At 69.5% G+C, this 12,377-nt stretch carries 12 protein-coding genes; 7 read left to right on the plus strand and 5 right to left on the minus strand.

Annotated elements, in window-relative coordinates; genetic code table 11:
• Nucleotides 1–74 precede the first annotated feature (74 nt).
• From ACG04R_RS11410 to ACG04R_RS11440, 7 genes are all read left to right on the plus strand, one after another.
• Nucleotides 75–1,631, plus strand: a complete 1,557-nt coding sequence (locus ACG04R_RS11410) for a helicase HerA-like domain-containing protein (protein ID WP_394409821.1) — start codon at nucleotides 75–77, stop codon at nucleotides 1,629–1,631.
• Between the two features lie 170 nt (nucleotides 1,632–1,801).
• Complete coding sequence (locus ACG04R_RS11415) at nucleotides 1,802–3,364, plus strand: methyl-accepting chemotaxis protein (protein ID WP_394409824.1); 1,563 nt, start codon at nucleotides 1,802–1,804, stop codon at nucleotides 3,362–3,364.
• Between the two features lie 76 nt (nucleotides 3,365–3,440).
• A complete protein-coding gene (locus tag ACG04R_RS11420) occupies nucleotides 3,441–4,514 on the plus strand; it encodes a sensor histidine kinase (RefSeq protein WP_394409827.1) in 1,074 nt (357 codons plus the stop codon).
• Entirely contained in the window at nucleotides 4,511–5,293 is a 783-nt protein-coding gene (locus ACG04R_RS11425; RefSeq protein WP_394409830.1) for a LytR/AlgR family response regulator transcription factor, read from the plus strand. The genes ACG04R_RS11420 and ACG04R_RS11425 overlap by 4 nt, the downstream gene beginning before the upstream one ends.
• Nucleotides 5,294–5,333: 40 nt before the next feature.
• Nucleotides 5,334–5,588, plus strand: a complete 255-nt coding sequence (locus tag ACG04R_RS11430) for a hypothetical protein (protein ID WP_394409832.1) — start codon at nucleotides 5,334–5,336, stop codon at nucleotides 5,586–5,588.
• Nucleotides 5,589–5,598: 10 nt separating this feature from the next.
• Entirely contained in the window at nucleotides 5,599–6,417 is an 819-nt protein-coding gene (locus tag ACG04R_RS11435; RefSeq protein ID WP_394409835.1) for a hypothetical protein, read from the plus strand.
• Nucleotides 6,418–6,471: 54 nt separating this feature from the next.
• On the plus strand, nucleotides 6,472–8,280 hold the full coding sequence (locus ACG04R_RS11440; RefSeq protein WP_394409838.1) for a glutamine--tRNA ligase/YqeY domain fusion protein: 1,809 nt from the start codon (nucleotides 6,472–6,474) through the stop codon (nucleotides 8,278–8,280).
• Between the two features lie 3 nt (nucleotides 8,281–8,283).
• Here ACG04R_RS11440 and ACG04R_RS11445 read toward each other — a convergent pair whose 3' ends face one another.
• The 5 genes from ACG04R_RS11445 to dbpA form a co-directional block, all read right to left on the minus strand.
• The gene (locus ACG04R_RS11445; protein ID WP_394409841.1) at nucleotides 8,284–8,499 is read right to left on the minus strand and encodes a hypothetical protein; all 216 of its coding nucleotides are present in this window, start codon (nucleotides 8,497–8,499) and stop codon (nucleotides 8,284–8,286) included.
• Nucleotides 8,500–8,702: 203 nt separating this feature from the next.
• Nucleotides 8,703–9,440, minus strand: coding sequence for a substrate-binding periplasmic protein (locus ACG04R_RS11450; protein WP_394409844.1), 738 nt, complete (start codon nucleotides 9,438–9,440; stop codon nucleotides 8,703–8,705).
• A 132-nt stretch (nucleotides 9,441–9,572) separates the two neighbouring features.
• A complete protein-coding gene (locus ACG04R_RS11455; RefSeq protein ID WP_394409847.1) occupies nucleotides 9,573–9,797 on the minus strand; it encodes a hypothetical protein in 225 nt (74 codons plus the stop codon).
• Between the two features lie 118 nt (nucleotides 9,798–9,915).
• A complete protein-coding gene (locus ACG04R_RS11460) occupies nucleotides 9,916–10,812 on the minus strand; it encodes a hypothetical protein (protein ID WP_394409850.1) in 897 nt (298 codons plus the stop codon).
• A 41-nt stretch (nucleotides 10,813–10,853) separates the two neighbouring features.
• The gene (gene dbpA / locus ACG04R_RS11465) at nucleotides 10,854–12,254 is read right to left on the minus strand and encodes an ATP-dependent RNA helicase DbpA (protein ID WP_394409853.1); all 1,401 of its coding nucleotides are present in this window, start codon (nucleotides 12,252–12,254) and stop codon (nucleotides 10,854–10,856) included.
• Nucleotides 12,255–12,377 lie beyond the last annotated feature (123 nt).

The following is a 12,377-nucleotide window of genomic DNA, read 5'->3' on the forward strand; positions in this document are numbered from 1 at the left end:
GTTTGGCTCCCGGCGGCTGACGGTGCAGCGGCCTGATTTATCGTTGGCAGAAGAGTGATTTTAGAGGAGCGTCCATGACCGACCCGATCCTGCTGGCCCGCCATGGCGATATCGAGTGCCTGCTGCTGCCCGCGCTGGCCAACCGCCACGGCCTCATCACCGGTGCCACGGGCACCGGCAAGACCATCAGCCTGCAGAAGCTGGCGGAGAGTTTTTCCAGGCTGGGCGTGCCCGTCTTCATGGCCGACGTGAAGGGCGACCTGACCGGCATCAGCCAGGCCGGCGCGCCCGGCGAGAAGCTGCTCGCCACGCTGAAGGACCGCGGCCTGGACGCGCCCGAGACGCTGGCCTGCCCGACGACGCTGTGGGACGTCTTCGGCGAGCAGGGCCACCCGGTACGGGCCACCATCTCCCACATGGGCCCGCTGCTGCTGGCCCGCATGCTGGCGCTCAACGAGACGCAGGCCGGCGTGCTGCAGATGGTGTTCAAGATCGCCGACGACCAGGGCCTGCTGCTGCTGGACCTGAAGGACCTGCGCGCCATGCTGCAGTACGTGGGCGACAACGCCAGCCAGTTCACGACGCAGTACGGCAACGTGTCGGCCGCCAGCATCGGCGCCATCCAGCGCGGGTTGCTGCAGATCGAGGCCCAGGGTGGCGACAAATTCTTCGGCGAGCCCATGCTCAACATCGCCGACTTCATGCAAACCGACTCGGGGTTGGGTGTCATCAACATCCTGGCCGCCGACAAGCTGATGAACGCGCCGCGGCTGTACGCGACCTTCCTGCTGTGGATGCTGAGCGAGCTGTTCGAGACGCTGCCCGAGGTGGGCGACCTGGACAAGCCGAAGCTGGTGTTCTTCTTCGACGAGGCCCACCTGTTGTTCAAGGACGCACCGGACGCGCTCATCGAGCGCATCGAGCTGGTCGTGCGCCTGGTGCGCTCCAAGGGCGTGGGCGTGTACTTCGTGACGCAGAACCCGCTGGACATTCCCGATGCCGTGCTCGGCCAGCTCGGCAACCGCGTGCAGCACGCGCTGCGCGCCTTCACGCCGCGCGACCAGAAGGCCGTCAAGTCGGCCGCCGAGACGATGCGCGGCAAGCCGGGGCTGGACATTGCCGGCGCCATCACGGAGCTGGCGGTCGGCGAGGCGCTGGTCAGCCTGCTCGACGACAAGGGCCGCCCCAGCATCACCGAGCGCGTGTTCGTGCTGCCGCCGGGCAGCCAGATCGGGCCCATCACGCCGCCGCAGCGCCAGCAGCTCATCACCAGCTCGCTGGTGGCCGGCGTCTACGAGAAGCAACTGGACCGCGAATCGGCCTACGAGAAGCTGAGCGGCAAGGCGGCAACACCTGGCCCGTCCGCTGGTGGCGGCCTGGCGGCCGAGGCCGGCCAGGTCTTCAGAGGCGGGCCCGCCACACCGGCGCCGACCGAGGCGGGCGGCGGCATGCTCGACGGGCTCAAGGACATCGTCTTCGGCAGCACCGGCCCGCGCGGCGCGCACCACCCTGGCCTGGCCGAGCAGGCCGCGCGCTCGGCCGTGCGCAGCATCGGCTCCGCCGTGGGCCGCGAGATCATCCGCGGCGTGCTGGGCAGTATCCTCGGCGGCAGCAACAGCCGCCGCCGCTGACGCCGGCATCGTGATGCCTGCACAAGCGCTTCTCGCGCTCGGCCTGGGGGCCAAGGCGCCTCACTGGCATCGCTGAGCTACCTCTCTACTCGCAGGGTTTCCACGTCGACGCCACCAGTGGCGTTGCGGCAGACTGCACACACACCCTGAGAAGTCGAAGAGGAGACCCCATGAACGCTTTGAAGCAGTTGCGCATCGGGAACCGGCTCGCCGTCGCCTTCGCGATCGTGCTGGCGCTGATGCTGGTGGTGTCGGTCGTCGGCGTGCGCGGCATCTATCGCGTCGCCGCGGGGCTGGAGACGGTCTACAAAGACCGCACCGTGCCACTGGCGCAGCTCGGCGAGCTGAACAACCTGGCCACCCGCAACCGGCTCATCATTGTGGAGATGCTGCGCGCGCCGGGCTTCGACGAGATCAAGCGGCGCAGCGACGAGCTGAGCGCCAACCTCAAGCGCGGCCAGCAGTTGCTGGACAACTACCTCTCCACCCAGCTCAGCGCCGACGAAAAAATGCTGGCGGAGCGCTTCGCCGCCGCGCGCAAGGCCTACGTCGACGAGGGCCTGCTGCCGGTCAGCACGGCGCTGAGCACCGGCGGCATGAGCACGGCGCTGCAGATCTACGAGGAGAAGACGCTGCCGCTGGCGGCAAAGGCCAGCGAGCTGGCCAACCAGCTCGTCAAGCTGCAGGTCGATGTGGCCGCCGCCGAGTACGAGCAAAGCCAGGTGACGCGCACCATGGCCGTCGCCACGTCCGTGGGGTTGACGGCCGTGGCGCTCGCACTGGGCCTGGCGATGGCCTGGATGATCACCCGCTCCATCACCGTGCCGGTGCGCCAGGCCGCCGGCTTCGCCCAGGCGGTGGCCGGCGGCGATCTGACCGCCGACATCCGCACCCAGGGCCGCGACGAGATCGCCGAGCTGCTGGCCGCGCTGTCGGGCATGCGCGATGGCCTCGTGCAGATCGTGCAGCAGGTGCGCAGCGGCGCGGACTCCATCCTGACCGGCGCCGGCGAGATCGCAAATGGCAACGCCGACCTGTCGCAGCGAACGGAGCAGCAGGCAGCCAACCTCGAGGAGACGGCCGCGTCCATGGAGCAGATGAACGCCACCGTGCGCCAGAACGCCGACACGGCGCAGACGGCCACGCAGCTCGCCACATCCGCCAGCAGCGTGGCCGTGCGCGGCGGCGACGTCGTGCAGCAGGTCATCACGACGATGGGCGACATCTCGGCCAGCTCGAAGAAGATCGCCGACATCATCGGCACCATCGACGGCATCGCGTTCCAGACCAACATCCTGGCGCTGAACGCCGCCGTCGAGGCCGCCCGCGCGGGCGAGCAGGGTCGCGGCTTCGCGGTCGTGGCCGGCGAGGTGCGAGCGCTGGCGCAGCGCAGCGCACAGGCGGCGCGGGAGATCAAGGCGTTGATCGGCACCAGCGTGGACAACGTCGACGCCGGCTCCCGCCTCGTCGGCGAAGCCGGCGAGACGATGACCGAGATCGTGTCCCAGGTGAAACGCGTGGCCGACCTGATCGGTGAGATCGGCTCTGCCACGCACGAGCAGACCACCGGCATCGGCCAGGTCAGCGAGGCGATCTCGCAGCTCGACCGCGTCACGCAACAGAACGCGGCGCTGGTGGAAGAGGCCGCCGCGGCCGCGGACAGCCTGCGCGGCCAGGCGCAGCGCATGAACGAGGCGGTCAGCGTCTTCCGGCTCTCCGGCCGCGAGCGCTGAGCGCCGTTCGCGCCGCGACGATCCCGCCCGTCGCACCGCGCTGGCACACGGCGCGGCGCGGCATGATGCTGGCCCCATGAAACCGCTGCGTTCGCAATACAACTGGCGCGTCCACCTCGGCGGAACGGTCGGCATCTGCGTCGTCGTCGGCCTGCTGAACTACCTGTTCCGCGGCGAGGCCTTCTGGCTGGGCATGCTGTATTCGTTCGCCATCGGCGTGCAGATCTCGGTCTACGTGGCGTTGCTGCAGACCGCGGTGGCGTGGCTGCTGGTGCGCCGGTATGGCGACGTGTCCATCCTGCGCAGCGTCTGGGTCTCGTGGGGCTTGATGCTGCCCTGCCTGATGGTCGCATCCGTGATTGGCTACACGGGGGGCATCTGGCTGGCCGACTGGGTCAGCGGCCAGCAGTCGCTGGCGCCGTGGGAGCTTGCCGACCACCGCGTCACCCGCTCCATCGCCTTCACGCTGCTGGCGTCGGTGCTCGGCTCGATGGTCTTCGTCTGGACGTTCAAGCTCAACGCGCTGAAGCTCGACCAGGCCGAGGCCCTGCGCCAGGCCGCCGAGGCTCGGCTCGCGCTGCTGCAAAGCCAGCTCGAGCCGCACATGCTGTTCAACACGCTGGCCCATCTGCGCGTGCTGATCAAGCGGCAGCCCGACGAGGCGCAGCGCATGCTGGACCGCCTCATCGACTACCTGCGCGCCACGCTGCAGGCCAGCCGCGCGACCGAGCACGCGCTGGCCGACGAGTTCGAGCGGCTGTCGGACTACCTCGCGCTGATGCAGTTGCGCATGGGACAGCGCCTGCACGTGCGGCTGGACCTGCCGGCCGGCGTGGTCGGCACTGCCATCCCACCACTGCTGCTGCAGCCGCTGGTGGAGAACGCCATCAAGCACGGGCTGGAGCCACACGAGGCCGGCGGCGAGCTGCGCGTGTCGGCGGCGCGCGACGGCGAGCGGCTGGTGCTGGAGGTGGCGGACAGCGGCGCCGGGCTTGGCGACACCAGCGCGCTGGCCGACGTCGGCACCGGCTTCGGCCTGGCCCAGGTGCGCGAGCGCCTGGCGCACCGCTACGGCGACACGGCACGGTTCGAGCTGAAACCCAAGCCGGGCGGTGGCAGCGTCGCCCGCATCGAGATTCCACTGACATGACCACCGCCCTGATCGCCGAAGACGAACCACTGCTGGCCGACAACCTGCGCGCCGAGCTGACCACCGCGTGGCCGGCGCTGCGCCTCGTGGCGCAGGCGGGCAGCGGCACGGCGGCCGTGGAGCTGACGCTGCGGCACCGGCCGCAGGTCTGCTTCCTGGACATCCGCATGCCGGGCCTCACCGGGCTGGAAGCCGCCCAGGCCATCGCCGAGGACTGGCCGGCCGATGCCGGCGCCCTGCCCCTGTTCGTCTTCGTGACGGCCTACGACCAGTACGCGCTGCAGGCCTTCGATGCCGCGGCGGCCGACTACCTGCTCAAGCCCGTCACGCCCGAGCGGCTCGCTCAGAGCGTGGCTCGGCTGCAAGCCCGGCTCGCGCAGCCCGTGTCTCTGGCTGAAGGCGACGCGACGCTGTCCACGCTGCGTCAGCTGCTGAGCCAGGCTGCGCCCGCGCCGCAGCTGCGCCACCTGCAGGCGGCCGTGGGCGACGCCATCGAACTGGTGCCGGTGGACGATCTCGTCTACCTGGAGGCCGCCGACAAATACGTGCGCGCCGTGACGGCGACGCGCGACTACTGGGTGCGCGTGCCGCTGCGCGAGCTGGCACCGCAGCTGGACCCGACCCGCTTCTGGCAGGTGCACCGGGCCACCGTCGTCAACGTCGACGCCGTGGCCCGCGCGCTGCGTCAGGAGAACGGCACCGTGCTGCTGGAACTGCGTCAGCGTGCGGAAAAGTTGACCGTCAGCCGCGTGCACGCCTGCCGTTTCAAAGCCTTGTAGCTCCAAAACGATGGAAACTGTATAAACGGTTTTCATCGTTATGAGCCACAAACCCAAACCCGCCCCCGTCGAACGCGCCAGGCTCGTGCGCGACGGCTTCACTATGCCCGAGGCGGACTACGCCTTGATCGCCGAGCTGAAGCACCGCCTGCACGACGTCAAGCGCGAGGCCAAGAAGAGCGAGCTGCTGCGCGCCGGGTTGCAGGCGCTCGCCTTGCTGGACGCCAAGGGTCTGGCAGCCGCGCTGGACCGCCTGGAGCCCGTCAAGACTGGTCGCCCGCGCAAGACCGGCTGAGGAGACATCCATGAACGACGCAACCTACTGGTGGCACCTGCTGTGCGCCATCGCCGGCCTCAACCTCGTGGCCTGGACGGCTTCGACCGCCTGGCTGCACCGCAACCGGCCGGACGGCACGACCTGGCCCCACCAGCGCCTGCAGCTGCTGCTGTCGGCGCTCTACGTGCTGGGTTGCGGCTACCGGTCCTTCCTGCCGGTGTTCGACGTGCCGCGCGTCGTCATGGTGGACTCCTTCGCATCCAGCGTCATCGTCGGCCGCACGGTGGCCACCATCGCCGAGCTGAGCTTCGCCGCCCAGTGGGCGCTGCTGCTGCGCGGGGCGGCGCTGACGACCGGCCACCGCTTCAGCCTGCGGGTGGCGCACGCCATCGTGCCGCTGATCGCCATCGCCGAGATCAACTCCTGGAACGCCGTGCTGACCACGCGCAACATCGGCCACGTGGCCGAGGAGACGCTGTGGGGCACGGTCGCCGTGCTCAGCGTGCTGGCCATGCTGGCCATGTGGCCGCTGGCCACGGCGCGCGGGCGGCGCTGGCTGGGCATGGCCATCGTGGCCGGCGCCCTGTACGCGACCTACATGTTCACGGTCGACGTGCCGATGTACTGGGCGCGCTGGGTAGCCGACGAAGCCGCCGGCCGGGCCTACCCCACGCTGGCCGCCGGCATCATCGATGCGTCAGACCGCTGGACCGTCTCGCACGACTGGGCACACTGGCGCAGCGAGGTGGTGTGGATGACGCTGTACTTCAGCGTCGCCGTCTGGATCAGCATCGCGCTGGCGCATGTGCGGCTGCCGCTGCGGGTGGAGCGGCGCCCGCATCCTTAGAATCGGCGGCATCGCGGGCCTGGGACACGGCCCGCTTCCATTTCACAGCCGACGATGAGCAACAACGCCGCCGCCCCCGCGCCCGCCCCTGCGACGAACTTCCTGCGCCAGCGCATCGAGCACGACCTCGAGACCGGTGCCTTTGCCGGCCGCCACTTCGCCGGCACGCCGGGCGACGCCAGTCATCACGCCGCCGGACCGCTGGACGAGGCGCGCGTGCGCACCCGCTTCCCGCCCGAGCCCAACGGCTACCTGCACATCGGCCACGCCAAGAGCATCTGCTTGAACTTCGGCCTGGCGCGCGACTACGGCGGCGCCTGCCACCTGCGCTTCGACGACACCAACCCCGAGAAGGAGGAGCTGGAGTACGTCAACGCCATCAAGGAGATGGTGCAGTGGCTGGGCTGGAGCTGGGGCGACAATCTCTACGAGGCCAGCAGCTACTTCGACTTCATGTACCAGGCCGCCGAGGCGCTGATCACCGCCGGCCATGCCTACGTCGACGAGCAGAGCGCCGAGGAGATGCGCGCCAACCGCGGCGACTTCGGCAAGCCCGGCATCAACAGCCCCTTCCGCGGCCGCACGCCCGCCGAGAACCTGGCGCGCTTCCGAGAGATGCGCGACGGCAAGCACGCCGACGGCGCGATGGTGCTGCGCGCCAAGATCGACATGGCGTCGCCCAACATCAACCTGCGCGATCCGACGCTGTACCGCATCAAGCACGCCGAGCACCACGCGACGGGCAACAAGTGGTGCATCTACCCGATGTACACCTACGCGCACCCGATCGAGGACGCGCTGGAACGCATCACGCACAGCATCTGCACGCTGGAGTTCGAGGACCAGCGCCCGTTCTACGACTGGCTGCTGAACCAGCTCGCCGACCTGGGCCTGCTGGCCCGACCGCTGCCGCAGCAGATCGAATTCGGCCGTCTGAACCTGAACTACGTCGTCACCAGCAAGCGCAAGCTGCGCCAACTGGTCGAAGAGAACCACGTCAGCGGCTGGGACGACCCACGCATGCCCACCCTCGTCGGCCTGCGCCGCCGCGGCTTCACGCCCGCCAGCCTGCGCGCGATGGTGGAGGCCACCGGTGCCAGCAAGCAGAACGCGTGGATCGACGACACCGTGCTCGACCAGGCCTTGCGCGCCGACCTGGAGCCCCAGGCGCCACGCGCCTTCGCCGTGCTGCAGCCGCTCAGGCTCAAGCTGACGAACTACGCCGACGTGTTCGGCTCCGCCGACCACCGTGAGCCCTGCGAGACTGCGGCCCACCCGCACAAGCCGGAACTGGGCCTGCGCAAGTTCTCGCTGGGCCCCGAGCTGTGGATCGAGGCCGAGGACTTCGTCGAAGTGCCGCCCAAGGGCTATTTCCGGCTGTACCCGCCACAACGGCAGCCTGACGGCAGCCTCAGCCCGGGCAACAAGGTGCGCCTGAAGGCCGGCTACATCATCGAATGCACGGGCGCCGAGAAGGACGCCGACGGCAAGGTCACGGCCGTGCTGGCCACCGTCATCCCCGACACCAAGAGCGGCACGCCGGGTGCGGACGCCGTCAAGGTCAAGGGCACCATCGGCTGGGTCGGCGCGCACGAGGCCGTCGCGGCCGAGGTGCGCCTGTACGAGCGGCTCTTCGCCGAACCGCAGCCGGACGCCGGCGGCCGCGACTTCATCGAGTTCCTCAACCCCCACTCGCTGCGCGTCGTGCAGGGCTTCGTCGAGCCCTCGCTGGCCGGCGCCACCGCCGACCAGCGCTGGCAGTTCGAGCGCCACGGCTACTTCGTGACCGACCGCGTGGACCACCGCGCGGACAAGCCGGTGTTCAACAAGATCACCGGGCTGAAGGACAGCTTCGCCAAGTAGGACTCAGCTGTGCAGCACCGCCGACGTTTCGTCGGCGGCGCAGACCACCGGGCTGGCGTAGTCCCGTCCCACGACGGTACGCGCGAAGAAATAGTTCTCGCGCGCCTTGTCGCTCAGATCGTCGAGTTGCACGGCGCCCTGCGCATCGCAGGGGAAGGACAGCGCCCGGCCGCTCCGGAACAGCGACCTGAAGCGCAATTCGAAGTGGGAGGCGTTCATGTCTGTACCTCGTCGAAACCTGCTCCGACACCTTGAAAACGGGTGAAGGCGCAGGGGCGATGACCGTGGCACGGGTAAGTCTTGTATCGACAGCATCTGCCTCTGGGTTGAGGGGCGGTCGCTTCAGAAGCGCCGGGAAAACACGGCAATCCAGACCGCGCCGGCCGGCCCCCACCGGTCCGAAGGACAGCTTCTCCTGCTGATCAGACGGGCATGCGGTCATCGCCGAACTCTTCCAGCGCACGCTGGTAGAGCCGGGTGATGCTGCCATCACGGTGCAGGCTGTCGACCGCCTTCGTCAGCCGTTCGATCAACGCCGGCGTGGCGCTGCGCCGCGACAGGTGCAGCCAGAAGGTCTGCCGCTCCACGACCAGCGGGCGGGCGAACTCCTGCATGCGCAGGCCCACCCCCCGCGCGGCACCGAACAGTCCGAGGTTGCTGCCGTAGGCGGCGTCCACGCGCCGGCCCATCAGCATCTGGATGGCATGCTCGTTGCTGTTCACCCACTGCACGCGCAGGTACGGCACGCGGGCCAGGCTTTCGGGCATGGGGAAGCTGCGCGGCACGGCCAGAGAGAGGTGCGACAGATCCTCCAGCCGTTGCAGCGGCGCCTCCCGGCGGCTCACCAGCACGGTCGGCAACGGCAGCACCGGCGCTACCTGGTGGGCGACAGCCTTGATCTCGTCGTTGGTGAAGCGCAGCACCATGTCGGTACTGCCGTCCTGCAGGCTCAGCACCGTGCGGGCGTAGGGAACGACGCGGTTCTCCGCCGCCAGGCCGGCACGCTGGGCGATCAGCAGCCCGATCTCAACCATCAGCCCACTGGGGCCCTGGGGACCGACGCGCCCGAAAGGCTCGGACTGGATGGTATCGATGCGCAGCACGACCGGCTCGGCCGCCTGGGCGCTGCCGACCGGCAGGCAGGCGAACAGACTCGCCACGCACACGCTGCGCCGACGATCAGACATCACCTCGCGGGTCGGCCCTCCCATTCTTCTTGGCATGGGGAGATTGCATCACGGCCAGGCTCCCGGGCCGTTGACTTGCGACAACGCAGCAACTTCGGCGGAGGCTCAATCTCGAGCCCCGCCGCAACGCAGCACGATGGGCGTGGCGAATTCACGCCCGACGACGGCGCGGGCGAACAGGTAGTTCTGCCGCGCCCGGTCGCTCAGCGCGTCGAGCCTGACGCCGCCCTGCGCATCGCAGGGGAAGGCCAGCGCTCGGCCGGCCTGGAACAGGGACTCGAAACGCAGCTCGTAGTCGTCGCACATCAGGGGTAGGGGGCGTGAGTTCATGGCGGCACCTCGTCTGATTGCAGACTAGGCGCCGCCCCGCCCCCCTGCCCGTGAATACGTCGCAGCCGGCGCCCTCACCCCCCGCGGTTGACCGCCCGGGCGCCAAGATGTCACGCCATCAACGACCGCCTGGGCGCAGCAGGTCGACCTGGAACGGCCGGTCGTTCATCTCGACCCGGGCGGGACCGGGTGTCTGCAGCGTGATGAGGCGGCGCTGCGGCAGCCTCAACCGGGCCAGCGACGGCTGCAGGTAGCGGCGCAGCAGTGCCTGCAGCGAGCCGTCGGCAAACGCCAGCTTCAGGCCGCGCTCGACGCGGGCGATGGCCTCGCGGTTGTCCGGGTGGGTGTAGAGGTATTGCGGCAGGTCGTAGGACAGCAGCAGGCTGTCGTCGACGGCCAGGCCCTTCATGCCCGCGTGCGCACTGATCTCCTGTCCGATCTCCAGCACGCTGCGGCAGAACAGGTCGGCGCGACCCACGGCCACCAGCTCGAACAGCGCCTCGTAGGTCCCTACCTCGGCGACGGTGAAGCCGTTGGCGCGCATGACGGCCACATCGGCCCAGTCGCGTCCCTGCACGTGGCGCAGCCGCGCGACGTCGGCCAGGCTGCCGGCCGCGCGCACGGCCGCCTGCCTCGGCGCGTGCACGAAGCAGACTCGGTAGCGGTTGACGCCCAGATGGATGGGAAACAGCACCGGCACCAGCCCCGCGTCACGGCCCGTCTCGGGGCTGGTGACGAGCAGGAAATTGGGCACAGTGCGCTGCGCCGCCTCCAGCAGCGCGCGGCGCTTGTTCATCGCGGTGGACACCTGCAGCCGGTAGGGCCCGTCGGAGGGGCGGGTCTTGTCCAGCGCCAGCTGCACCGCGTCGTGGACGTAGGCGTTGCGCATGTCCGCATCGCTGTCGGGCGAACGCAGCGTGACGACCAGCTCCGCAGCGCGCGCAGGCACGGCCGCGAGCAACGCGGGCAGGCCCGTCAGCAGGCGGCGTCTGTTCAGCGTAGGTGAGGCAGACACCGGCGCAATGTAGCCCTGCCCCACGCGCCGGGGAAGCGCGCTTACTCGGCCAGGTCCGCCAGGCGCCGGACCTTGACCTTGCGGCCCTTGAGCTTGCCGGCCGACAGGCGCTTCACGGCCTCGACGGCGATGCTGCGCTGCACCGCAACATAACTATGGAAATCGGTGACATTGATCTTGCCGATCTGTGCCGCCGTGAAGCCGGCCTCGCCGGTCAGCGCGCCGAGGATGTCGCCGGGACGGATCTTCTCCTTGCGGCCACCGAGGATCTGCAGCGTGTCCATCGCCGGCAGCAACGGGCCGCCCGGGGCGTCCTTGAGGCTGTCCAGCGGCTGCCACTTGAACTCGGCCCCCTGCAGCAGCTCGATGCGGCCGATGCGGCCCATCTCGTCCAGGCTGGCCAGGCTCAGCGCCAGCCCTTCCGCGCCCGCACGGCCGGTGCGGCCGATGCGGTGCACGTGCTGCTCCACGTCGGCGCTGATGTCCACGTTGATGACGCAGGCGAGGTTGGCGATGTCCAGCCCGCGCGCGGCCACGTCGGTGGCAACCAGCACCGACGCGCTGCGGTTGGCGAACTGGATCAGCACCTGATCGCGGTCGCGCTGCTCCAGGTCGCCGTGCAGCGCCAGCGCGACGAAGCCCTGCGCGGCCAGCACGGCCTCCAGGTCGCGGCACTGCTGCTTGGTGTTGCAGAAGGCGATCGTCGACTCGGGCCGGAAGGCGCGCAGCAGCCGCGGCACGGCGTCCAGGCGCTGGTCTTCGGTCACCTCGTAGGCGATCTGGCGGATCGTCGACGCGGCAGCACTTGTCGCGCCGGCCACCTTCACGGTCTGCGGATCACGCATGAACCTGGCGGCGATGTCCTTCACGCCGTCCGGGAACGTGGCGGAGAACAGCAGCGTCTGCCGGTTGGCCGGCGCGCGCTTGGCGATCGCCTTGATGTCGTCCAGGAAGCCCATGTCCAGCATGCGGTCGGCCTCGTCCAGCACCAGCGTGTTCAGGGCCGACAGGTCCAGCGTGTCGCGCTCCAGGTGGTCCAGCAGGCGGCCCGGCGTGCCGACGGCGATGTGGGCGCCGAAGGACAGGCTTTCGATCTGCGGCTTCATGGGGTTGCCGCCGCACAGGCTCAGCACCTTGATGTTGTCGGCCGCGCGGGCCAGGCGGCGGATCTCCTGCATGACCTGGTCGGCCAGCTCGCGCGTGGGGCACAGCACCAGCGCCTGCACGCGCGTCAGCTCGGGCTTGAGCCGGTGCAGCAACGCCAGCGCGAAGGCCGCCGTCTTGCCGGAGCCGGTCTGCGCCTCGCCGATGACATCCTTGCCAGCGAGGGCCAGCGGCAGGCTGGCCGCCTGGATGGGCGTCATCTGCGCGTAGCCGAGCTGGTCGAGGTTGGCCAGCATGGCGGGGCTCAGCGGCAGTTGTGAAAAAGCGGTATCGGTCATGCGGTGATTGTCGAGGGTGTGACTTCCTTCTCGCTTCCGACCGCCTGTCGGCCGAGGTTTGCATTTGGTCACGGGTTCGCCGAACCTCGATCCTTAGCATCCTGGCTGGGCTCCAAAGCAGTC

This window comes from Pelomonas candidula (assembly GCF_043555985.1).
Lineage (GTDB): Bacteria > Pseudomonadota > Gammaproteobacteria > Burkholderiales > Burkholderiaceae_C > Pelomonas > Pelomonas candidula.